General features: G+C 34.5%; 21 protein-coding genes and 1 pseudogene. 12 read left to right on the top strand and 10 right to left on the bottom strand.

Annotated elements, in window-relative coordinates; translation table 11 throughout:
* Positions 1-27 precede the first annotated feature (27 nt).
* From OM966_RS02235 to OM966_RS02220, 4 genes are read right to left on the bottom strand one after another with little or no spacing between them, the layout of a single operon-like run.
* A complete protein-coding gene (locus OM966_RS02235; RefSeq protein ID WP_264328651.1) occupies positions 28-645 on the bottom strand; it encodes an SURF1 family protein in 618 nt (205 codons plus the stop codon).
* A gap of 1 nt (position 646) precedes the next feature.
* On the bottom strand, positions 647-1,123 hold the full coding sequence (gene bfr, locus OM966_RS02230; RefSeq protein ID WP_264328650.1) for a bacterioferritin: 477 nt from the start codon (positions 1,121-1,123) through the stop codon (positions 647-649).
* A gap of 59 nt (positions 1,124-1,182) precedes the next feature.
* Positions 1,183-1,677, bottom strand: coding sequence for an RDD family protein (locus OM966_RS02225; RefSeq protein WP_264328649.1), 495 nt, complete (start codon positions 1,675-1,677; stop codon positions 1,183-1,185).
* The gene (locus OM966_RS02220; protein ID WP_253309895.1) at positions 1,677-2,315 is read right to left on the bottom strand and encodes an HAD family hydrolase; all 639 of its coding nucleotides are present in this window, start codon (positions 2,313-2,315) and stop codon (positions 1,677-1,679) included. Before OM966_RS02220 ends, OM966_RS02225 begins: the two co-directional genes overlap by 1 nt.
* Before the next feature lie 167 nt (positions 2,316-2,482).
* Here OM966_RS02220 and OM966_RS02215 point away from each other — a divergent pair, with 167 nt between their 5' ends.
* From OM966_RS02215 to hemA, 5 genes are all read left to right on the top strand, one after another.
* Positions 2,483-3,145: a hypothetical protein gene (locus tag OM966_RS02215; RefSeq protein WP_264328648.1), complete on the top strand. Its 663-nt coding sequence runs from the start codon at positions 2,483-2,485 to the stop codon at positions 3,143-3,145.
* Positions 3,146-3,157: 12 nt separating this feature from the next.
* Positions 3,158-3,358, top strand: coding sequence for a hypothetical protein (locus OM966_RS02210; protein ID WP_264328647.1), 201 nt, complete (start codon positions 3,158-3,160; stop codon positions 3,356-3,358).
* A gap of 842 nt (positions 3,359-4,200) precedes the next feature.
* Positions 4,201-6,105, top strand: a complete 1,905-nt coding sequence (gene htpG, locus OM966_RS02205) for a molecular chaperone HtpG (protein ID WP_264328646.1) — start codon at positions 4,201-4,203, stop codon at positions 6,103-6,105.
* Positions 6,106-6,264: 159 nt separating this feature from the next.
* Complete coding sequence (locus tag OM966_RS07505) at positions 6,265-9,066, top strand: lipase family protein (RefSeq protein ID WP_264328645.1); 2,802 nt, start codon at positions 6,265-6,267, stop codon at positions 9,064-9,066.
* A gap of 68 nt (positions 9,067-9,134) precedes the next feature.
* A complete protein-coding gene (gene hemA / locus OM966_RS02195; RefSeq protein WP_264329017.1) occupies positions 9,135-10,337 on the top strand; it encodes a 5-aminolevulinate synthase in 1,203 nt (400 codons plus the stop codon).
* Here hemA and OM966_RS02190 read toward each other — a convergent pair.
* The 3 genes from OM966_RS02190 to rimM form a co-directional block, all read right to left on the bottom strand.
* Positions 10,329-11,027 carry an inositol monophosphatase family protein gene (locus OM966_RS02190; protein ID WP_182321100.1) on the bottom strand — a complete coding sequence of 233 codons (699 nt, stop codon included), beginning with the start codon at positions 11,025-11,027 and terminating at the stop codon, positions 10,329-10,331. The genes hemA and OM966_RS02190 overlap by 9 nt on opposite strands.
* A gap of 8 nt (positions 11,028-11,035) precedes the next feature.
* Complete coding sequence (efp, locus tag OM966_RS02185) at positions 11,036-11,602, bottom strand: elongation factor P (protein ID WP_264328644.1); 567 nt, start codon at positions 11,600-11,602, stop codon at positions 11,036-11,038.
* A gap of 62 nt (positions 11,603-11,664) precedes the next feature.
* Positions 11,665-12,171 carry a ribosome maturation factor RimM gene (gene rimM, locus OM966_RS02180; RefSeq protein WP_264328643.1) on the bottom strand — a complete coding sequence of 169 codons (507 nt, stop codon included), beginning with the start codon at positions 12,169-12,171 and terminating at the stop codon, positions 11,665-11,667.
* A 260-nt stretch (positions 12,172-12,431) separates the two neighbouring features.
* On the opposite strand from rimM, the gene OM966_RS02175 reads away from it, so the two are divergent.
* Positions 12,432-14,105 carry a DEAD/DEAH box helicase family protein gene (locus tag OM966_RS02175; protein WP_264328642.1) on the top strand — a complete coding sequence of 558 codons (1,674 nt, stop codon included), beginning with the start codon at positions 12,432-12,434 and terminating at the stop codon, positions 14,103-14,105.
* On the top strand, positions 14,080-15,723 hold the full coding sequence (locus tag OM966_RS02170; RefSeq protein ID WP_264328641.1) for a hypothetical protein: 1,644 nt from the start codon (positions 14,080-14,082) through the stop codon (positions 15,721-15,723). The genes OM966_RS02175 and OM966_RS02170 overlap by 26 nt, the downstream gene beginning before the upstream one ends.
* Positions 15,724-15,794: 71 nt before the next feature.
* On the opposite strand, the gene OM966_RS02165 is transcribed toward OM966_RS02170, so the two are convergent.
* On the bottom strand, positions 15,795-16,991 hold the full coding sequence (locus OM966_RS02165; RefSeq protein ID WP_264328640.1) for an aspartate aminotransferase family protein: 1,197 nt from the start codon (positions 16,989-16,991) through the stop codon (positions 15,795-15,797).
* Positions 16,992-17,056: 65 nt separating this feature from the next.
* On the opposite strand from OM966_RS02165, the gene OM966_RS02160 reads away from it, so the two are divergent.
* Positions 17,057-18,484 (top strand): sensor histidine kinase, encoded by a 1,428-nt coding sequence (locus OM966_RS02160; RefSeq protein ID WP_264328639.1) that lies wholly within the window; start codon positions 17,057-17,059, stop codon positions 18,482-18,484.
* 266 nt (positions 18,485-18,750) lie between these two features.
* Here OM966_RS02160 and OM966_RS02155 read toward each other — a convergent pair whose 3' ends face one another.
* Both OM966_RS02155 and OM966_RS02150 read right to left on the bottom strand, forming a co-directional pair.
* Positions 18,751-19,698, bottom strand: a complete 948-nt coding sequence (locus OM966_RS02155; RefSeq protein ID WP_264328356.1) for an IS110 family transposase — start codon at positions 19,696-19,698, stop codon at positions 18,751-18,753.
* A gap of 118 nt (positions 19,699-19,816) precedes the next feature.
* Positions 19,817-19,939, bottom strand: a complete 123-nt coding sequence (locus tag OM966_RS02150) for a hypothetical protein (RefSeq protein ID WP_264328578.1) — start codon at positions 19,937-19,939, stop codon at positions 19,817-19,819.
* Between the two features lie 194 nt (positions 19,940-20,133).
* Between OM966_RS02150 and OM966_RS02145 the strand changes: the two are divergent.
* The 4 genes and pseudogenes from OM966_RS02145 to OM966_RS02130 all read left to right on the top strand — a co-directional run.
* A pseudogene (locus OM966_RS02145) lies at positions 20,134-20,714 on the top strand (winged helix-turn-helix domain-containing protein); the annotation flags it as partial.
* Positions 20,715-21,183: 469 nt separating this feature from the next.
* Positions 21,184-22,371: an MFS transporter gene (locus tag OM966_RS02140; RefSeq protein ID WP_264328638.1), complete on the top strand. Its 1,188-nt coding sequence runs from the start codon at positions 21,184-21,186 to the stop codon at positions 22,369-22,371.
* A 60-nt stretch (positions 22,372-22,431) separates the two neighbouring features.
* The gene (locus tag OM966_RS02135; RefSeq protein ID WP_264328637.1) at positions 22,432-22,737 is read left to right on the top strand and encodes an integration host factor subunit alpha; all 306 of its coding nucleotides are present in this window, start codon (positions 22,432-22,434) and stop codon (positions 22,735-22,737) included.
* Complete coding sequence (locus OM966_RS02130) at positions 22,737-23,072, top strand: MerR family transcriptional regulator (RefSeq protein WP_264328636.1); 336 nt, start codon at positions 22,737-22,739, stop codon at positions 23,070-23,072. The genes OM966_RS02135 and OM966_RS02130 overlap by 1 nt, the downstream gene beginning before the upstream one ends.
* The last annotated feature ends 13 nt before the right edge of the window (positions 23,073-23,085 follow it).

Below are 23,085 nucleotides of genomic sequence, written 5' to 3'. Positions count from 1 at the left end.
CTTCTCTAATTTTATGTACAGAAAGCTTCAAGCTTTATTGAGGTTTTGCCTATAGTAAATTACGCACATAATCAACCAAGTTAAGGAAAGTGCAAACCAAGTGATTGCATATTCCAAATGCTTCATTGGCCGTATAGCTAATTTGCTGCCAAAATTGTTCGGCCACAATATACACTTCTCTAGCTTAATACCTAACTCATTGGAAATTTCTTCTGTACTCAGGGTAAACCATGTATTCGAAGCAGTATCGTTCTTGATAAACCAATTTTTGCTTTTATTGCTATCGCAATATAAAGTTCCATCTGCAACTACTTTTTCAATTTTTACTTTTTCCTCTTTTTTTTCTTTAACTATTCCTTTGTTCACTAACATATAATGTCCAGTAGCAATCAGCATAGGAGATAATACATAATAGCCGTGTTGCCCTGCAAAAACATATAGTTCTATGCCACTTAGAATCCCACCAATCTTGACATGCCTATAGTTAAATTTTTCAAGGTCGTTATTGGGCAACAGATGAACAACAGGAAGATTCATATTTTTGATAATATTATTCTTCCAGTTCAATCTGAATACTTGCCATAATCCTAATAAAAAAAGGAGCAAACAAGGTACAATTAAAATAAATACTATCTTTTTTAACACTCTATATTTGTGTTCTTAAATAGTTTTCAACACCCATTAGTTCAATAAGATCGATCTGCTTCTCAATCCAATGGAAGTGCTCTTCTTCATTTTTTAACATCTCTTCTAATAACATTACACTAACAAAATCTTTTTCTTTCTCAGCGATAGAAAACGTTTCTTTGATATCCTTAATACCTTTTCCCTCTAATTTCAAATTAGCTTCTAAGATTTTTTGTATTGTATCTTTTGTAAACTTTCCATCATACTTTGAGATTCCATTTGTATCTTGAAAATTTGGGACTCCTTTAAATAACAAAATTCTTTCTGCCAACTTGTTCGCATGTTCAAGTTCTTCGTTAAGCTCATTTTTTACCTTTTCTGCAAGTCTATTAATTCCATTGTTTTTGAGAACCGCAAAATGCAAAAGATACTGGCGTACAGAAGTCAGCTCATTGGTCAATAATTTGTTCAAATGTTTTACTATCTCTTCATTCATAATCTTCCCTGAGTTCAATTTATCAGCATAATTTATATGATAACGATAGTTATAGCAACTCATTTAATAGTTCCTTTGATAACAACCGTATTAAATAGCATGTCGTGGTATGTCTGTTTTTTCTTAGAGAAGCAAGCAACTAGATACCAATAGAGGGTGAGCAGCATTATAATTACTTTCAATGCACTCAAGACATTCACTAATACCTCCTGATCTTGCAAAAATTCAGTAAGGACAACTACTACACTGTTTAACAAAGGAAGAAAAAACTGGGAAGTGCTTCTGTCAAACGCTAAATTCAAGTCTATTTTAGAATTATCTAAATTGATAGTACATATATTCATTAACTGTTGACCTGGAGTTGCTTGGGCCTTTGAAGATATAAAATATGTGAAGTAACTACAATTTACACACATGTATGATAGATGTAAGATCAACGGAGAATCCTCTAATAGCAGTATAATTAATAAAGTTGGAATTAATAAAATTGCTACATCTATTAAATATGCGCAAAAGCGCCTTTGTATACTGGCAATCTCTGTAACAGCGGTCATTACCTATCTTCTAAATACTTTATTATAAAATCTGTAAGTTTATCAAAATGTTGAAAACATGACAAATCTTCATAACCGCTTATTGATTGACCGTATATAATAGGTAAACAATTGGCATTTTGTGCACACAGAACATCTGTGATGCTATCACCAACGAAAAACACATTTTCTCTATTTATAGGTAACGTACTCTCTTCTAGTGCAAATAGCAGTGGGGTTGCAGATGGTTTATCTTCTGCAGTATCACATGACCCAACTACTCTTTCAAAGTAAGAATCTAGTTTAAAATAGGCAACTTCTTTACGTAAATTAGTATTTTTCTTATTACTTACTATTGCTAGATAAATATTGTGGCTTTTCAGTGTCTGCAACATTTTCTCTACTCCTTGATTCAGAGCAATGTTTTGCAATAGTGCATCATCTAAATATTGTTGATATATCTGATTTGCTTTTTTCCACTGATCACCAAATAAATTGACCATATAGCTCTTTCTCGACTCATGGGAATTTCTATCGGCAGCTTTATTACTATACCCCATTGAGTTTATGGTATGCTTAATAGCATTAAAAATGTTATCTTGAGTGTCAACTAAGGTATTATCCCAATCGAATACTACTGCTAATTGACTATCCTTCATCTCTTATATTGTTATACATTTCAACTTAATAAGTAAATAGCATTTTAATAAAAAAAATATAAATAGAACGCTCTTGATAAACACTCTTTACCACAAGTTATGTTAACTGTTTTTTATATAATTAGCTAATATACTGGTTATATGATATGTTTTAATAGGTAACAGGTATGGCGCAGACATCTAAAGAAAGTGTTGAAAAAAAGTTTAAAGATGTTTTTGAACGTTCTCCAGGTGCTTTTCCAGAAGGCACCTCATTAGAAGAGAAGGTTAATTATATTGCAAAAGGAACCAAGGCTCTAAAAGCTGTAAAAAGTAAGGAGCTTGAGAACAAAATGGAAAATATTGCAAAGTTAGACAAAGAACTTGAAAAACGACAAAGACAGAACGACGAAGAAATAGATAAACTTAGACGATCAACACAAGAGTTAAGGAAAGAGTTTGGTACAAGTAAAAGAAGTAGATCAGGTGCAATACTGCAAGAAGCTAGGCAAGATACGCAACTATCAAGGATTGAAGGGTTGCGTGATAATAAAGAATTTCAAGAAGTGACTAACACTCCAAGAAAAACTACAACAACAGTTAAAGACCTTGAACATAATACACAAAAAAAGACTACTGAAGCTTCTGTGCAAACAGATACACAGCCATCAAAGCACGATTCACAAATCGTTAGTCCCTCAGTGAGCAAGAGTTCTATAAAAGAGAAGCTCAACACTGAGCCGGACAAAAAAGATAACACACCTCAACCACAAGAAAATCAAAAAGAAGAAGGGTTTTTGAGTCTTCTGAAGCGCTTTGTTAAGAAAATATTAGAAAAACTTTTAGGTTAGGATGAAAAGAGTGTGGAAAATGCTCGTGGCATAAAAGAAGATGCTCAAAGATATACGTCAAATAACGAAGAGCAACAAAAGAGTAAGCACTTTGATAAAATTTTAAATCAGGACCAAAGTATAAGCAAGGGCTTAGAGCAAGCAACACAACTTGAAAACCCAACGATAACACCTGTTAATACTCCTGAAGTAAATACAGGTCGTGAAAGGTGATCCGCTTTCAAGCTTCATTATACCGCCACGAACCATCATACCGCCGCGGTATCTCTAGATCCCGCTAACAAAGCGGGATGACGATTGTCAGGGTGTCATCCCAGCGCCTCTATGATGTCATCCCAGTGCCCAGACTACTTGGATCCAGAAAACTTAACTTTAAATAAGTGGCTGCATAATAAAGACTAGATTCCAGCGTCACGCGCTGGAATGAAACCATTTTCGGTCTCTTAAATTGCTTTAGCTACAAACATTAAGAAATTTACCAAATGAAAAAAAAAAGGCAAAAGAAGCCCCGTGGTTGGCTAGTTACTTACATTATACTTTCAAGTATGGCGTTTTTTTATTCTAAACACTTAATAACCGCGATTCAGCTGCTTTTAAGCCGCAACTAATCTAAATTACAAACGTTAAGAAATTTACTGAGCGGAAAAAAAGGCAAAGAAACCCCAGGATAGCTAGTATTCAAATTCTCCCTTGTCTATTTGACGTCTTTTACTGTCTTAAACGCTTTATAAGTGCGTTTCGGCTTGTATAGGTAGAAACCTAAAGTTTTTATAAAGACATGAGGTGCACATAGTGCAAAAAATTAAGCATGATTTACGCCAAATACATTAAGTTTTTTTGTCATTAATCCACTGCAGAGATTGCGAAGATAAATAAATAGCTTCAGCTTCATGATAAGGGGGCTGGCAGAGTTTGTAAAGGAATTTTTATGCAAGAGATCCCATAAATTGGGTGTCATAATATGGCGGCTACATTAATTTTGGCGTGCGTGACCTTGAAAGATTGCAGTGCAATACTTAGATTATTAGGGTAGTAGGCAAATAATGGAGCTCAAAATGCATAACGTACAAGAAACTGAAAATTTAAAATTTGACGCTGAAGTAGGGAAAGTACTGAATATAGTGATTCATTCACTTTATACTAATAAGAACATTTTTCTGCGTGAGTTAATATCAAATGCATCGGATGCATGTGATAAATTGCGCTATGAATCTCAATCTAATTCAAATTTGCTAGATTCAAGTGATGAGTTAAAAATCACTATTAGCTCCAATAAAGATAAGAACGAGCTATATATCACTGATAATGGCATCGGAATGAACAGACAAGATTTAATAGATAACCTTGGTACAATTGCAAGCTCTGGTACGCAAAAGTTCTTAGATGCGATTAAAAATAGCAAGGATTCAAGCCAAGCTGTGGAGCTGATTGGGAAGTTTGGTGTTGGTTTTTACTCAAGCTTTATGGTTGCATCAGAAGTAATAGTAGAATCAAGAAAAGCTGGAGAGGAGGAGTCTTGGGTCTGGAAATCCAAGGGAGATGGAGAGTATTCGATAAGTAAACTAGATAATCAAATTTCTCGTGGAACTAAAATTACACTCATTATGCGTCCTGAAGAGAATGAGTTTTTAGATAAATTTCGTGTTGAAAACATTGTCACTACTTACTCTGATCACATAAATTTTCCTGTTGAATTCATAAATGAAGAAGGAAAAAGTGAAAAGTTAAACAGTAAGGCTGCAATTTGGACTAAGCCAAAAAATGATGTTACTCAAGAGGAACACAATGATTTTTTCCGCAGTGTTGCTCACGTTGGCGGGGAGCCTTGGATGATATTGCATAATAAAAATGAAGGTACAATAGAATATACAAATTTGCTTTATGTTCCCTCTATTAAACCTTTTGATTTATTTCATCCAAATAGACGTTGCTCTGTTAAGTTATATGTAAATAAAGTATTTATCACTGAAGATAACGTACAGATCATACCGCAGTATTTACGTTTCTTGAAAGGTATTGTTGATTCACCGGACTTGCCTCTTAATATCAGCAGAGAAACGCTGCAGAATAATCGTGTTGTCGGGCAAATCAGAAAATCCTTAACTAAACGCGCGATATCAGAGCTTGGTAAAAAGGCAAAAGAGAATTTAGAGGAATATACAAAATTCTGGACCAATTTTGGTGCAGTATTAAAAGAGGGTCTTTGTGAAGCTATGCCAACTGATGAGAGAGAAGCGCTACTCTCAATTTGCAGATTTCATAGTACTGGTGATGAGAAATTAGTTAGCATTGATGACTACATAAGCAGAATGAAGCCTGAGCAGGAACATATCTATTATCTCACCGGAAATAGCCTCGATTCAGTGAAAAACAGTCCGCAACTTGAAGGATTCGTCAGTAAAGGACTAGAAGTGCTCCTATTTGTTGATCCAGTTGATGATTTCTGGACCAGTGTAATTCATGAATATAAAGATCAAAAATTCAAGTCTGTGACTTGCGCTGATGTTGATCTGGAAAAATTCTCTTCAGAAGAAGATAAAAAAGATGAAGAAAATAAGCAAGATGAAGAAAAGACTGAAGAAAATACGGACTCTATACTGCAATATTTCACCAAGGTTCTTGGCAATTCAGTGAAAAGCGTGAAAATCTCAAAAAAACTGACTGACAGCCCTGTATGTCTAGCAGTTGATGAAGGTGCTATGGATCTTCGCATGGAGCGTTTTTTGCGTGAACAAAAGCAGCTAAATTACCGCACGCCAAAGGTACTGGAAATTAACACTAATCATCCTATAATAAAAAGCATAATGAAATCTCATGCTGAAAATGGTGAAAACCCAACATTGGAAGACATGATTCATTTATTATTTTATCAAGCTTGCATCGTGGAAGGTGAAGAGATGGATGATGTAAGTCTGTTTGCTAAGAGAGTTAATAATTTGCTTGGCAAAATTGTTGTCTAATACTATACTAGATTAGTTATTTATATGAGGTAATATATAATTAATTTACTTAGAAAACCTATTCCACAAACAGCAGGTGTTACAGGAAAAGGTAAAAGCAGGAATAATTCTAGGAATCTAACTAAAATTGCAGGATTTAACCAAAAGAAGTTATTAGAGATGATCAACTTCGCTATGGTAGGCTATTATGTTAGTGATTGTGGTTGTAAAAACAATGAGTTTGTTAAGCTAAAGAAAGGAGGATATAAAACTCCTGCTCAACTTGGGAAAGAGGGTTACAAAGTTGTTCAATTTCATGGCATTATTTCTGACCAAGAAGTTCGACATACTGGTTATGTTTTCATAAGGGGTAAGGAAGTAACTATAGCATACCGCGGTACTTGTAATTCTTATGACTTCAAGAGAGATGTTGAAATACCTTTAATTCGTCAATATGAACTTCTGCCCAAAGGTGGTAAAATTCACTTAGGCTTCTACTCCGTATTTGAAAATTCCTGGGAGAGCCTTTACGGGATATTAAAAGGATATGCTAACGATCAAGGATTAGAAATCAGAGATTTAAAAATTAATCTTACAGGTCACAGCATGGGAGGTGCTGTCGCTAACATAGCTGCTCTATGTTTAAGTGTAACAGAGGATGCAAAAGATTTACATATTGCAACTTTTGGTGCACCAAGGGTTTTTAACCGTAATGCTGCTAAAGTCTGTAACGAGCTCTTTGGAAGAAAGACTATTAGAGTAGTTAATCGATCAGATTCCATACCTTCATTACCACCTAATTTTATGGGCTATAAACATGTAGGCAAACAATTAAAAATAGGAAGACATTCCGTGCCGGCGCTACATGACCACAAATTGGAAGTTTATCATGATCTTATTTTAAAAATAAAGCCAAAAAATTTTAAGTCGGATAATAATACATCTGCAACATGCTACATCCTTTCCCGGACTGCTAGGGAAGTGTATGATGTACTAACTGTACCCAGTTGTCTTATTCCAAGCACCCATTCAAGTAGCGATAAACAATATTTTGAACGAGTGAAAGATCAACATAAGAATGCTTCATTCTCTGAAATAATTAATAGATATTCTGAGCTCAGCAATAGAAATGATAAATTTCTTGACGAAGATAGAAGAAATGGTATTATGGGTGACATAAGGGCTTCAATAAAGAAGCCCAGAGGCAATTATAATAAGGAGGGTGTAATGAGCAAATTTAAAGAACAAAGTGAAAAGTCAGTCAGTTTGGGAGGAGGACTTCCTAATATTGACAATTTGACTAATTCTAAAGGAGGATCGACGATCAATTTGAGGGAACAAAACAAAAGGGATGAGACTAGTTTGGTAGAATCGTTTGAAAACTGGTCCAATTCGGGGGAAATTTTTGATATTGGCAGTCCGAATAATCTTGAAGAAGGTGAAAAGACTGTGGTTGAACGTGTAGAATATTTTAACAAGTATTTGAGCAATCCTCAACCTAGTAAGCACACCCGTCTAGGAGTACCTACTATGGGTGTCAATCAGGTCCATTTAAAACAAAGTAAAAAGAAGTCAGTCAGTTTGGCAGAAGGACTTCCCGATGTTAATATTTTGACCAATTCGGGAATAGAAACTCCTGATGCTGACAAGTCGACCAACTCTAAAGAGGAGAGACAAAGTAAAAAGGGGTCGGTTCGGAAAAGACTTTCTAATCTTTTCCGTCCTAAAAAAAAGACACAAAGTAATGAAAGGTCGACCAGTTTGAGAGAACTTTTTACTCTTCGAGAAACGATAAATGAGGCCGAGGCAGAAATTAATGGTTTGCAGGGCGAGGAAAAGAATCAACAAGAAAGCAAACTTAAAGAAACTAAGGAATTGTTTCCGTTTTCTGGGATTCAAACTAACCAAGGAAAGGCCATAGAAGAAATTCTTTGTAATGTTCTTGAGAGTGTTGATCTTGAGACAGTAAAACTTATAGTGGGACAGAAAGAAATTTATATGACTGCATCTGCTGAATTTGCTTTACGGGAAGCATTAAGCAAAGCCAAGACAAAAGTTGCTAGTTTAGAGGGCGAGGAGAAAAGTAAACAAGGAGGCAAACTCAGAGAGATTGTGAAACTTCTTAGTGAATGGCTTTATGTAATTCAAAATGATCATGCACCATCAGTAAATGGTTTAGACAGAGCTGAGCTAGAGAAAGCTGAATCCGAAAAAATTGTAGCAGCATCAACTGAACTAGAGAAAGTTGAGTCAGAAGCTAAATTCGAAAAACTTGCATCAGTACAAGATCTGTATCTTGATCATGTACAATCAGTAAATAATAACATTAGTGAGGAAGATGTTAACTCTACTACAAGTGATCAAATAATACCTTTTGGTAGTGATGAGCTAGATTCTTCAAGTAAAGATGTTAATGATACTACAGGTACTCTTGCTAATCAGTCTACTGAATACATAACACTACAAACAAGTGATACGCCAGATTCCTCAAGTGATGAGGAGGATAATCACCAGCTTGAAAGTGAAGATAATCCACAACCAGAAGCTTTAGCTAACGATACAAACACCTTGGATGATAATGCTAGTCTCTCAAGCAGTGATGAGCATAGTAGCACCTCTTCAAATGCTGGCGATGTGTCTACAACTGAAGATATTACTGACAATGAAGAGCCTGTGGTAACTACAACAGATAGTAAAGAGGGTAATGATCAACCTACAGGTAAAGGTGATTCACAAGGTCCGCAGATAAAAAGTAGTAAGCTGCCTGTTATAGCTGCTTCTGCACTAGCACTAGCTGGAGTTGCTTCGGGAGCGGCTATTGTAGTTTGCCTAGAGATGTTAGCAGTGGAAATAGCAGTTGGAGCTTGTTGTCTGGTTGCTGCTGCAGTTATATACTGCTGCACACCTAAAAGCTCGGTTGAAAGTAAGAATGTTACTAAGCTTACAGGTGATGAGTTTGCTGCACAACAAACAGTAAACTAAGGAATAAATATTGTAGTTTACCATTTAATAATTTATTATAATTGTATTAATTATTAGTGAATAAAAACTTGGTAAACTACGAAGAAATATTCTTAAACAAAATCAAAGATATAAAAGATGAGGGGTGCTACCGTGAATTTACGCACTTCGCGTCATTGCCAGGTAGGCTCCCCCACATTATGGACTATGAAAGAAATAGGGAAGTAATAGTCTGGTGCAGTAATAACTATTTAGGAATGTCACAAAATGAGAAAGTTATTGCCGCTATTCAAAATTCATCAATTGGTGCGGGGGGAACAAGAAATATATCTGGTACAACAAAAGAGGTTGTCGAACTGGAAAAATCCTTAGCTTGTTTGCATAAAAAAGAGGCTGCTTTAACTTTTGCTTGTGGCTACCTTGCTAACCAGACAACACTTAGCACTTTATCGTCTATTATCCCAAATGTAGTAATTTTTTCAGACGAGAAGAACCATTCTTCAATGATAGAAGGCATAAAATCAGGAAAAAGACCAAAACATATATTTAAACACAATGATGTTGATCACTTAGAGCAGTTGTTAAAGTCCGTAGACACAAAAACACCAAAGATAATAGCACTTGAATCCGTATATTCAATGGATGGCGATACAGCGCCGCTTGAAGCGATATGCGATCTTGCAGATCAACATAATGCAATCACCTATTTGGACGAGGTGCACGCAGTTGGCATGTATGGTTCACATGGTGGCGGAATTGCAGAAAGAGAAGGCCTGGTGGATAGAATAACCGTCATTCAAGGTACACTATCGAAGGCTTTTGGAGTGATGGGTGGGTATATAGCGTCTTCAAAGAGCTTGGTAGATGTAATAAGAAGTTCCGCTCCAGGATTTATTTTCACCACTGCTATGTCGCCTGTTTTAGCAGCGGCAGCAAAGGCAAGCGTTGAACACCTAAAATCGAGCAACATTGAAAGGGAAAAGCAAAAGCAAGTCGTTGAAAAAGTAAAAAACTCACTGAGAAATACAGGAATTAACTTCATTCCAACAGAAACTCATATAATTCCAATAATAATTGGCGACCCAGAGTTATCCAAAGGAGCATCAAAATTATTATTTGATGAGCATGGAATATACGTTCAACATATAAATTATCCAACAGTGCCAAGAGGAACTGAGCGTTTCCGTATTACCCCTACACCTTATCATACTGATGAAATGATAGAACATTTAACAGAATCTCTTATAAAAGTTTTCGAAAAGTTGTCTATCTCTGTAGCCTGTTTATCCTAATTTAATATCGCCAGCAATAATCAATCCGTTGTCTTCCGTTAGCCTTCCACCGCTTTCTTGCAGAAAAAGTCTACCGAGCAAGGCTTTATATTTGTTAACTCCAGAGTAAACTGCTCCTCTGTGCCTTCCTGCTGCAAGGTACGCAAAGCCTAAAATTGTTGAACCGATGGAGCGTACATTACTATTGCCAGGCAGCAATTTATTTAATAAATTACCACTTACATCTATTAGCCCCCCTTCACGGCTTTTCACCCGCATTTTTATATGACGAGATCTAAAATCCTCAAGAAAAGCACCTTTCTTTTCTTCTGCCCAAAAAGTTTCTCTAAGAGCCGGGGCATCAATTACAGCTGCCACAACTTTATTTTTATGAATGAGACAGACTGATACTGCAAAATAAACCATGCAACTAGAAAAGTTCTCCCTGCCCTCTATAGGCATAATAAACCAAGTGTAACCGTTATCTTTTATTTCTTGGTCAGTATCATCTTCGGAAATAAACCCATAGTCTCGTTTGTAGTCGTGCAAGCAATCGTATATGGTTTGCTTGGATTTTGAATAAGTTTTATTAATGAAGTCTGCTGATTTAACATTAGAAATTTGCAATTCATTAAAATCGCGCATAAGCTGCCTGGAAGCACTACGCACAGAATCAAGCATCACATTAATTCGTGGTGATGAGATCGACATTCTTCCTTTTACTCTTTCACTCTTTCATAATAGCTGTCATCTGGAGTATATACTACAATTTTATCCTCTTCTTTTATAAACTGAGGCACGTTAACGCGCATTCCGTTTTCTAAAATTGCAGGCTTATAAGAAGCAGTAGCAGTTTGTCCTTTAATAACAGACTCTGTTTCTTTCACAGCAAGTGTAACATAATCAAGCACATGCGCAGAAATTATTTTGTCTTGATAAGTTACTATTTTAACTTTCATATTATCCTGTAGATAAATCTTTTTTTCTCCCAATAAGTCCAAATTTATAGTGATTTGCTCGTAATTACTTGGATGCATAAGATTTACAATGTTTCCTTCAGTGAAAAGGTAAACATACTCCTCTTCATCTAAAATTGCCCTTCTGATTGTTGCATCAGAGCGAAATCTTTCATAGTGTTTTGCTCCGGTTTTGATGTTTTTCATTTCGGCTTGTATGTATGCACCACCTTTACCAGGTTGAGTATGCATAATACCTACAACCAAAAATAATCCGCCGTTATGTTCCAACACCTGACCTGGTCTGATATCGTTAGCTCTTTCTGCCATAATTACATTTTCAGTTTGATCTTACAATTATAAATAGCTTTATATAAATATCAAAGTCTTTATTAGTCAATAAATTCTGGCATATTTAATACTATATACCTCCCCTTTATATTTATATGTGGAAATATCTCTTTAGTGAAAGATAGCATAATGCATCTTTTTGTGCTGATAACTAAAATTTCTAATATATCCCCTGAGCCGAAATTATACACAGATTTTACATTGCCATATAATTCATTACTTTCCAGCCTTACTTCCATATCTACAAGGTCACTTTGATAAAATTTATCCTCATCATTTAGCTTCGGTAGCTTGCTTCTTTCTATATACAGCTTCTTATTCCTTAAAAGCTCTGCTTCATTACGGGAATTTACTCCGCTGATTGTAGCTATTACTAGATTATCACCTATGACGGATACTAAGTCTATTTTATAATTCTCATCACCACTTATTAGCTCACCATATAAGGAGATATTTTCAGGTTTTTCGGTAAAAGTTTTTAATTTAACAGCTCCTTTAATTCCGTGAGGAGAAGTAATCATTCCGAGGCATACCAGATTGTCGTTCATATTAAGATGATAACTAATGTTGGATTTTTTGTCTATAAGGCATAAAATACCTAAAAATGTTTGTTGTAATTCTATCAACACAATGTATTATAGAATACATTGTGTTGATAGTGGGAAGATATGAGTCAATGTATTACTAATCAAATAAAAGAGCTTATCCCTCATTTAAAGGAAGTTAATAGTAAGCTACAAGGTGAATCTATAAAGCTCTTCAGTGACAATCTATAATAGTAGAACGTCGTAAACCTGTTGTTGAAGAGATGCTAAAGCATCTAGAAAGTTCTTCCATCACTAACTGTAATACTATGATTGATGCAGAAACTGGGTTTGGCAAGACTTATGATATTGGATTGTGGAGTCATGCGCTAGCTCAAGCAGGATATCACCATTTAGTTGCAGTGCCAAATGGTAATTTAGTTGAACAGGCTAAGAAAATGATAGATGGTGTATTTTCTGCAAACATTAAAACACCTAAAACTGTGCAAGAAATTAAGGATGCGCTGAAAGTCACTGAACCTACAACAATTATAGTAACACATGATCTGCTTTTACAGCAAGAGAATGATCGAAAATTTGAAGAGCAAAACGGTGAAAAGCCTAAATTTTGGGTTAGTGTTGATGAAGCAGATAGCATTAACAAGCAGCAGGCCTTTGAAAATATGTGCAAACTTGATGAGGAATATCCTACGACTTACCTAACCGCAACACCAAAGAAAAGGATCTTAAACAGATGTGGAAAAATTATCAGTCCTACAAGATCAAGTAGACGCTGCATTGCAGACACTATCAAAACAGTAAATGTTATTGCAAAAACTAATGAAAGAGAAAAATTCAATCGAGCATTCGTGGTGAATGTTGCTGCTGCCATAATACCTTTAATTACATTATTCCCTATTATAAATAGTAATGTTGCTGCAATAATTGGTCTAACTTCAGATCATTGGCTGTATTCCGCTTTAATTGAGAATCTATATTGTATAGTTTCTATGTTTATATTTAGTATAGTAATGTTGCCAATTTGGTGGGTGTTGACCAAAATAACTGGAGTAGAATCAAAAGAACTGCTCCTTAGGTTTGCTGCTAACGTGCGCAGCTTATTTACTAGGGAAAAGTCTAGTCCAGCTCATGAATATGTTGAAGAATGTGAAGAAATTTTTAATTACAATAAACTTGTTGACTCTGATAATCTGCTGGAATCTGTAAGGTGGAACGTACAAAGCCCAATTGGGGAAAATGCTCTTATTCTAGTTGATGATGTGAATAGCATAATTAACCTTAGCTTTGCATTGCAAGGTAAGAATAATTTGGTATATGAAGATGGTACGCGTTATGAAGTTTATAATAAATTTCAGCCTGAAGGGATGTCGTACCAAGATTACAGACTCAAATTACGTCAATCAAACTTTATAAACTGCGTTAAAAAGCAACACCCTGGTCTAACGGAAGAACAGATATCTAAATTGAAAGACAAGGTAGATTTTAGCGATACTGCTAAGTATCTAGAATACAGAGTAATGCACTCAATGATTGATCTTACACTTTCGTATTTAGTGGGATGCGATAACACCGCTTTGGATAAACAAAGAAGAGAAGATTTAGATAAATTAATAAAAGATATTAAAAATAAGGTTAGTACTGCTAATGATGGCAGCATTATAGCTTTCTTAAAGGAAAAAGGTTTTAGTGAGAAATTCGCTAAGGATGAGCTTTTACCACAGGTAAAGACAGTAATTAAAGCATTGAGTAAAAGCAATGATAAACAACGCAGTCTAATAGTTGATAACTGGCACTTAAGCAAGGAGTTACATAGTTTCATAGAACAACAGGGGGGTGTACTACATAACCTAAACGACTTCTGCGAAAAAAATAAATGTATTTTTGCAGGATTTGGAAAAAATGATCTTGGTATTGAGACAAATAAACCTTTTTTTTAAAATAACACGTAATGACGCAGGTAAATATGGAGCTGACTATTGTAATTATGACCAAGGCGATTTAAGTACATTAGCTAAATACGCGTTGACAACAATTATAGACGAGACAAAAGGCCGTGGTTTCGATAGTGAGTATAATCACGTTGCATCAATATTTACAGATTCAACTAGTCAGTTCAACAATCCAGCAGAAGCTTTGCAGAATTTGGGAAGAAATAGAGAACACAATCCTAACAGGCAACCTTGGTTTTTTGCTGCTGGAGGTGAAAAAATTGAGTTATTTGTAGATAAAGTTTTAGCAAAATTAAAAAGCGCACCGCAGGATTTTTGTCAAAAGGTTTTATTTCCAGCCACTGATAGGTACAATAAACTAATAAAAAATAGAATGGGAATAGAGCTTGGAGAAAAAATAGAGATCTATATTAGCGAAAACATGGATGCACTAGGAAATATCGATGACGCAGCTCTGAAAAAATTTTCAAAGGATTTGATAAAAGAGGTGTATGAAAAAGTACATGATATAAATGATTTTGACGTAGGAAAGACAGAAGAAGATTTACGTAAGATTTTAAAAAGCACAGAAAAATATCTTTGTTCATATGAAGACAGAATTAAAAACAACGGTAAATTATCTTACACACGCTCAGTTCTATTTTCTGTGGGAAGTGCTATTGTAAAGTCCATGTATTATCTATGGGCAGGATTTGACTATTTAGTCTTTTTAGCTAAAGCGTATAATGTAGGTAAGTCTGAAAATGCTTATGCAAAGGCATATGTGCACATAATCAGAAACTGCTACTTTGAAAGTAGTGTGAAGGCTAAAAATGTATTAGGTCATGTATTAAAAATTGCCGAAGAAAATGACGATAGTTTTACACAAAATAGTTTGTACGAAGACAATGGAGATAGGTGTAAAGAAAAAATCATCTCATACTTTCAATCTAAACAATATATATATGCATTAGATAAAACGATTTCTCGCATTGAAAATGAGCATTTAGCAACAGTTTTGAAAGCCGTAGGTTGCAGAGATGATGCTAATAAAACAGCACAAGAAATTAAAGACTTTTTGTACGATTTAAGGAATTTAAGCTGCGCAGACTTTAGAAAAAAGCATTATTGTGGATGTTCATATAAAATGAGCAATTTATACAAGATCAATAATCAAATTAGTATGGTAATTGATGAAGTTATAGATTGCCATAAATGGCGTCATGGAGTAATTTCAGAGCGGGACAATCTTTTGAGAGGTTTTTTTCCAGAGTTGGAAGAAAATTTTGGTTTAGAACTTAAATTAAAAACTAACCATAATATTTTTAAAGTAAAAGTTAACAATAACTTTTCTGAATTGTATCGCAAGAACTGGAAAGAACATTCTAGACAAAGGATGGTCTTGGGTACAGCTATGCTATTCATCGGACTTATAGTTTCAGCGAAGCTTATATATGAAATATCATTAGGCCATACTATGCTATTGCCATCACTTTGCGGTTTCATAGCATTTGGACCGCTAGCATTTTTGTGTGGTGCATTATTATGTGGAATAACGACCTATTTAGTGAAAGGGACATTTTTTCTTTTTGGAATACCAATCCTGTTAGGGGAATTATCGAAATAAGGTAAAATGCATGAATGAAGTAGCTACTACTATAATTTCGGTACAAACAACAGTTGGTAAACAGCCAGATCTTACGTGTGTATTTGCTTGATTTCACTAGAAGATTTCTCAGATAAATATTGAGTCAAAATCTCGATGCCTTCATCAATCTCTTTTTCAGTGATAATTAGTGGAGGTAAAATTCTCACAACGTTATCTGATGTTACCCCAACAGTAAGCAAGCCGCGATAACTTAGCTCTTCTGCAAACTTTTTATTGTTTGCTTTCACCTTTATTCCAAGCATTAACCCTTTCCCTCTCACTTCTTCTATTATTGGAAATTTACTTGCTAAGTCTTCTAATTTATTTTTTAAATACTTACCTCTAATTTCAACATTTTTCAAAAAGCCAGGACTGAGCAATTCTTCGAGCACAGCATTACCTACTGAGGTTGCAAGCGGATTGCCACCAAAAGTGGAACCGTGCATACCGACCGCCATATACTTAGCAGCCCTTTCAGTTGCAAGACAAGCCCCTAGCGGAAAGCCTCCTCCTATTCCCTTTGCAAGAGCACATATATCAGGTTCCACTCCTATATGTTCGTATGCGAATAATTTTTCTGTCCTACCAGCACCGCATTGTACACAATCAAAAAATAACAATATGTCATTTTCATCACACAGCTTTCTTAGTTCTTTCATAAAGACTTCATTCATTACTTTGATACCACCTTGCCCTTGTATTGGTTCTACTAATATAACGCCTATACCACTTGAAATTGCTTTCTTTGCACTCTCAATATTGGGCTCGATATTATCACACCAATCAATACAGGGACTCAGTAATTCAGAAAATTTCTGTTTATCGTTTGCAGCACAAGTTAGGAAGGTTCTTCCATGAAATGCACCATGGAATGTTAAAATTCTGTGACGGTTTTTATTGCCTTTTCCGTTTTGATAGACCCTAGCAATCTTAAGCCCACATTCTACTGCCTCTGATCCAGAATTTGAGAAAAATACAGTGTCAGCGAAGCTGTTGTTTATTAATTTTTCTGCAAAATTATTGGCAGCAGGTATATTATAGGTATTTGATATATGCCATAATTCTTCTCCTTGCAATTTTAGAGCACTAATTAATCGCGAATTGGTGTGACCTAAGCTACTAACGGCTATTCCAGAGTGAAAATCTACGTAGCGCTTACCGTCAATATCATACAAGTAAATACCTTTACCATAAGAAAAATTTATGTTAACAGGAGAATAAACTGGCAAAATAGGAGAAATTGTCATAAAATATTATATGCTAAATTTTATTATTAATAACATAAAAACCGTTGTTTCACAATAAGAAGAATATGTATAAGCTAGGTAAATCAATGTTTTCTGCGCTGGAGAAAAACAAATACACAAAAGTTATTGCATTACTCTCATTGATCTTTATGATTTTATTCAGTGTGATATATTGTAATTATTTACTAAGGAGTAATTTCCTTTCTTCTTACCGTGATTCAAGTGTAAACTTAAAAAGTATACTGGAAAATGGCATAATAAAAAAATACCATTATTTACTAATAGAAAAGCATCACATTAAATACAAAAATTTTGACTACATAAACCAACTGGTAAAACTGCGTGCTGAATTATTACAATCAGTGAGCAAAGTAAAGGATTTCAGCTTAATACTGTATGATCAAAACAGCAGAATAATATTCAGTAATTTTAACACTCAAGATTATGATTATGAACAGTTACTTACAAACGATGAAATTGATGAACTATTAAGTAACCAAGAAATATTTTATACTACAGGAAATACATTAACTTCTATTTTTCCTATATTCCATGAAAATAGCGTTAAACCTTCGTTTTTTTTGAAGATTCTTCGAAACTACAATAATTCTTATGTTATAGCATATGGCCTATTTTTAACATTTTTGGGCTTATTATTAATAATTTTAATATTAATAATGTTCTATTTGCAATTTTCTAATACCCAAATGCTAGCCAAGCAACATAAAACTAACATTGAATTACAGCAGATAAAAGAGGCATTAGAGCAAGAAAATGCAAATAAGCTAAAATTTTTTGCAAGCGTTACACATGAATTACGCACACCTCTTAATGCTATTATTGGATTTGCGGAGTTGATCAAAAATGAAACTTTAGGTTCAATGGATAACTCTCAATACAAGGAGTATGCAAACGATATATATAATGCAGGAACACACTTACTTATCTTAATTAATGATGTGTTAGATTTTTCAAAAGCTGAATCAAGTAGTTTAACAGTAGAAAAAGTGAAGTTTAACCTGAACAAAATAATAGATTCATGCGTAAATATGCTATTACCTAAATTAAAAGAAGCCGGGATTAATTTAAAAAAAGAGACGACTAATAAACAATTATTAGTCATTGCAGATCCTAAGAGAATGAAACAAGTTATAATAAATTTATTATCAAACTCAATCAAGTTTACTCCCAAAGATGGTTTAATAAGAATGGTGATAAAAGAAAATATAGAAAAAAACTTATTAACTATTGAGTTTCATGACAATGGAATAGGAATAATGCAGCAGGATATATATAAAGTTATGTCTGTTTTTGGCCAAGCAGATTCGGGATATAGAAATGAAGGTACGGGCATAGGATTACCGCTAAGCAAGAAATTAGTAGAGTTAATGGGTGGAACTTTCGACATTAAAAGTGAAGCAAAAGTTGGTACTACGATAACATTGAACTTCTTTTATGAAGAACAAACATGTGAAGATTCGATTGATTTTTAATAGGATCTATTTGATATGGTCTTGAAAACCACACTTTATCAAAAGCAGCAAGCCGAGAAGGTAGATATCAACTATGTTTTTTAAAAATTTTTTATTTGTAATTTTGCAACTTCATATGGGCAATAAAAACCCATTTGTTATAGAAACAGAATTTTGTATCAAACAGCCACCACAGCAATAACTGAAATTGGTTAATGAATATGCGCGTCCACACACATTAAAAGCGCATATTCATTAACCAATTTCAGTTATTGCTATGTAAATTTTTAAATATGCAAATTAACTGCTTCTTTAAGCCTTGCATTAGCAATCACTATTATTTTACGCATTAGAGCTGTTATAGCCACCATCTTCTTCTTACCACTTTCAATAAGCTTAGAATAAAAGGCACTAAGTGCAGATTTGGACCTTGTAGCAGCCATGGCAGCTGTAAAAAGCTTTGAACGAACGTTACTTCTTCCACCTATAATCCTTCGGTAGCCAATAGCTTTACCACTTTCCTTAGGATGAGGCGCAACACCTGCAAGGCTTGCAATTTGCCTTTTATTTAAAGAACCAAGTTCCGGTATGAGACACAATAAACATTGAGAGGTTTTTCTACCTATTCCAGGGACTGTTTCAAGAATTTTTTGGCATCGTTGCAATTCAGGATTTTCATTGACTATTTTTTGTATAGCTTGATCAAGCTTTTCTACCTGGTTGTTGAGGAATTCAATAGCTTGTTGACAACTTTCCTTAATGTAATCATTTCCAGGAGTTTTTAGCCTATTCTTCTCTTGAACAAGCATTTTCGTAATATCGTCACGACGCTGACAAAGTGCAAACAAGGTGGTTTGTTCTTTTGAGATAGGTGTAAATAGCTGCAAATGTCCACAACGCTCAGAACCATATTGGGCAAGCGCTTTTGCATCAAGACTGTCGGTCTTTGCCAAAGTTCCATGAGATAGAATGAAGTTTTTAACTTGACGAGTATTAGCACGATGCACAGCAATGTTTCTATCAATAAGAAAATACAATAAGCCAAGCTCATAACCTCCTGTAGCTTCTAAAATTACCATGGAGTTGGGCAAGATATTTGAAAATTTTTGGTAGAGTTGTTTCCAACCAACACAACTATTGTCAAATTTGATGACACCTTTTTGTTCATTAACTGCAGTAAAAAATTCAAGTTTTCCGATATCAATGCCAATAAAATTTTGATAAGATGTAACCATAAAGAACCTCGAGAGTTTAAGTTAAAATTTAAGATTGTAAACGGGTGCATATATATGTCCCAAACAACTATTCAAACGTCTCGAAGGATAGGCTTGAGTACCTTGATATCTACGTATGTTATAATACTACCGTCTTACGGTTGCTCAAGCCTGGCGATAACCACATTTTTATAGAGTTATCTTTCTTCTTGCTTCTTTTTATATCACATTTCCAACTTACAACCTTCTGGCTAGTCAACAAGAAAATTATAAAAATTGAATCTCAAGCTGTATTGTAAAATCAAAAAATACTTCTAACTGTGTAGCGGTATACAGATTATAGTTAGTGGATATGTTGATAAGTAAATTAGTTATACCAATTCCCGCTATACAAGTAACGGATAGACAATAATGAAAAAAAAGCCATACTGAAGTAAGTAAAATAGCGAGGTTTAAATGGCATTAAGATCAAAATTATTGGATGAAAAAGTGAGCAAAAGAAATGCTGAAGAAAGTAAGAAATAACACATATGTTGCAAGAAAACTAAATGCTGTAATTGCAGCAAAAAAGCATAGTATAACAGCCGTAGCAAAAATATGTTGCATTTCAAGAAAGGCACTTACTGCATGACCTAAAGTTTGGAAGAGAAGAAAAATTATTTGCTCCACCTCAACGCCGTAGAAAAACTATATTGAATCAAAGTCAACGTGAACAAGTTGAGGTGTGGATAGAGGAAAACCCCAATATTACTATAAAAGAAATGAAAATAAGAATTCAGGAAAGGTTTGGTTTAGCAAGTCTACAGTACACCGTAATATGCAAAGAATGAAATTCTCATATATTACACCAAGACCAGTGCATAACGGACAAGATAAAAGTAAACAAGAGGAGTTTAAAAAAAAATCTTAATGAAACTATTGTCATGCATCCTGAAAAAGAGCTGTTTTTCTTCGATGAATCGCGGTTTGGCACACATTCAAAGATTGGACATGGGTGGTTTAAAAAAGGCATTAGGACACAGGTTAAGGTAAAACTACTATAAGGACTATCTTGTACGTTGGGATCAGCTCCCTGATCTAACAAGCATTGGACTAGTGTTGCACATGCAGCACTTTTCCTGCATTAAATGGCAATGTGCAGTAGCGTTGTTTCTACTTCATAACCATCATCTAATTTGAATCTGAAGTTTGGATTAAATTCACTACTTTTCCATTCTTCATATACATTATTAAGTTCTTCTCTCAGCTAATTTTTTATTTCATCATAAATCTCAATAGAATCACCCTTACCAGAATCAATGGTGTCACTTATTCTTGCTAATATATTGTCAAACTTTTTGAATTGAGATTTATCTTGTGGTGCCATATTACCAACCTCTAGAATAAAATTATTTAATTGTACAATAAAGCTAAAGAAAGTCAAGTCCAGCACTTATTCAGGAAACAATAGCTTAAAAAGAGACTTAGTGTTAAATTTCTAATAGATTACTTATAAAAATAAATCTTATGGAAAGCAGAGCTAAGGCTTGGTTCATTTGGCTGATCAGTAACTTGGTTGTTATATTCAGCAATATTCAGATAGTTTATACTTTTATAAGTGTGAATCTTGAAAAAGAACTTGGACTTACAATCGCGCAAGTTGCGCTAGCTAACTCAGTATATACTTGGACTTTTGCTATCTTACAATTTTTTAGTGGGGCAACGTTTAATGTTTTTTCCAGTAAAAAAATTTATTTTTTCTCATTATCAACTATGATCTTGGGGTCTTTTGTCCTTATTAATAGTGACAATTTTTCCCATTTGATTTTATCTCAAGTGTTGATTGCAACTGGAGCATCATTTGGTTTTATTGGTGCTGCTCATACAAGTAGCATATGTTTTTCCGTTGCCAAATTTGGATTAATGTTTTCACTAGTGCAGACAATTTCAAGTCTTTCCGCTTTGGTGATTCAAATGTTGTTCTCTAGCTTGCTTGCCGAAGGTGCAGATTGGAAGAATCTGATTGTATGCATAATACTATTTGGTGTGTTGATATTTGTACTTGCGCTTTTTTGTCCAAACACACTTCCAGAAAGCAGTTCAGAAGAATGCACAATAAAAAGCTCTATAAGAACAGTAATGTGCTCTGTACTCACAGTGCTAAAATTAAGAGATATCTGGATAACTTCAGTGGTGGGTGCTATTACTTTTGGAACATTTTTAGCACTGAATACCTTGTGGGCTCCAAGGTTACTGAGCAACTCAGAACTTGATGCAGTGGAATCAGGTGTAGCAACCTCAATATTATGGCTTGGTCTTGCAGTTGGTGCTCCAATTGCAGATCGAATCTCAAATCTATTTAAAAATAGAAGGCATGTAATCTCTGCTTTTGCTCTGTTACAAGGTATTTCAATGATTATTTTGTTGTGCAGCCACTTAACAGTCCACGTTGTGTACTTTTGTATGTTAATGTTCGGGTTTTTTGCGGGAGGACATATGCTTAATTTTACTGTCGGCAGCGAGATTGTGAAACGAAAATACATTAGCACATCATCATCCATTATCAATGGGTTTATGTTTATTGTCAGCGGAATTATAGTGTCAATGCTAGCACTTTTTACAGATCATCAAATGGCGCTTTTTGCAATATTTGTAATGTTGGCAGTTGCTAGTATTTTAAATTATGCTACAGAAGAGACATACCCTAAAAAATAAAGTAGCTGAATCTCGAGTCGATTGCTATATTATATTTACGTATTGTAATATTTATCAATAATGGATCACGTTACAACAAAAGACACAACAGTAACTAAGGCAACGATAGCTGAAAATATAAACCAAGAAATAGGATTATCAAAGGAAGACTCTGCTTCGGTAATAGATGATATATTGAACGAAATAAAGACAAGCTTGGCAAAGGATGGAATAGTAAAAATATCGTCATTTGGGACATTCTTGGTTAAGAAAAAGAAGGAAAGACCAGGAAATATACCAAATACATCAGAGAAAGTGATGATTCAGGCAAGAAATTCAATTTCTTTTAGGCCTTCAAAAATTATAAAAAAATTAATCAATAATTAATGAATAAGGAAAAATTATTTTATACGATTGGGGAAGTAGCTGAAGAGCTACATTTGGAACAGCATGTTTTAAGATTTTGGGAAGGTCAGTTTCATCAAATTAAGCCTACAAAGAGTAAAGGAAGAAGGCTATATGATCTTAAGTGTATAGAGGCCATAAAGAAAGTAAAATACATGCTATATGATAAAGGATATACAATAAAAGGAGTGCAAAAAGAATTTGGTAATGATATAAAAGTCAATCGTGATCCAAAGAATTTGTTGCAAGAACTTACCGATTTGAGGGATTATTTAACTAGTAAAATAAATAACGAGGAAAGTAACGAACAGGCGTGAAACACTACGTCTC

This window comes from Wolbachia endosymbiont (group A) of Andrena hattorfiana (assembly GCF_947179565.1).
Classification (GTDB): Bacteria; Pseudomonadota; Alphaproteobacteria; order Rickettsiales; family Anaplasmataceae; genus Wolbachia.
Note: the sequence above shows the minus strand (reverse complement) of the source record. Positions and strands in the feature narration are given on the sequence as shown.

Coding starts and splice junctions, on each gene's coding strand:
- bfr (WP_264328650.1), bottom strand. CDS start 1,123: ATGAATGAAGAGATAGTAAAACATTTGAACAAATTATTGACCAATGAG.
- OM966_RS02225 (WP_264328649.1), bottom strand. CDS start 1,677: ATGACCGCTGTTACAGAGATTGCCAGTATACAAAGGCGCTTTTGCGCA.
- OM966_RS02220 (WP_253309895.1), bottom strand. CDS start 2,315: ATGAAGGATAGTCAATTAGCAGTAGTATTCGATTGGGATAATACCTTA.
- OM966_RS02215 (WP_264328648.1), top strand. CDS start 2,483: ATGGCGCAGACATCTAAAGAAAGTGTTGAAAAAAAGTTTAAAGATGTT.
- htpG (WP_264328646.1), top strand. CDS start 4,201: ATGCATAACGTACAAGAAACTGAAAATTTAAAATTTGACGCTGAAGTA.
- OM966_RS07505 (WP_264328645.1), top strand. CDS start 6,265: ATGATCAACTTCGCTATGGTAGGCTATTATGTTAGTGATTGTGGTTGT.
- OM966_RS02190 (WP_182321100.1), bottom strand. CDS start 11,027: ATGTCGATCTCATCACCACGAATTAATGTGATGCTTGATTCTGTGCGT.
- efp (WP_264328644.1), bottom strand. CDS start 11,602: ATGGCAGAAAGAGCTAACGATATCAGACCAGGTCAGGTGTTGGAACAT.
- rimM (WP_264328643.1), bottom strand. CDS start 12,171: ATGAACGACAATCTGGTATGCCTCGGAATGATTACTTCTCCTCACGGA.
- OM966_RS02175 (WP_264328642.1), top strand. CDS start 12,432: ATGCTAAAGCATCTAGAAAGTTCTTCCATCACTAACTGTAATACTATG.
- OM966_RS02165 (WP_264328640.1), bottom strand. CDS start 16,991: ATGACAATTTCTCCTATTTTGCCAGTTTATTCTCCTGTTAACATAAAT.
- OM966_RS02160 (WP_264328639.1), top strand. CDS start 17,057: ATGTATAAGCTAGGTAAATCAATGTTTTCTGCGCTGGAGAAAAACAAA.
- OM966_RS02155 (WP_264328356.1), bottom strand. CDS start 19,698: ATGGTTACATCTTATCAAAATTTTATTGGCATTGATATCGGAAAACTT.
- OM966_RS02140 (WP_264328638.1), top strand. CDS start 21,184: ATGGAAAGCAGAGCTAAGGCTTGGTTCATTTGGCTGATCAGTAACTTG.
- OM966_RS02135 (WP_264328637.1), top strand. CDS start 22,432: ATGGATCACGTTACAACAAAAGACACAACAGTAACTAAGGCAACGATA.
- OM966_RS02130 (WP_264328636.1), top strand. CDS start 22,737: ATGAATAAGGAAAAATTATTTTATACGATTGGGGAAGTAGCTGAAGAG.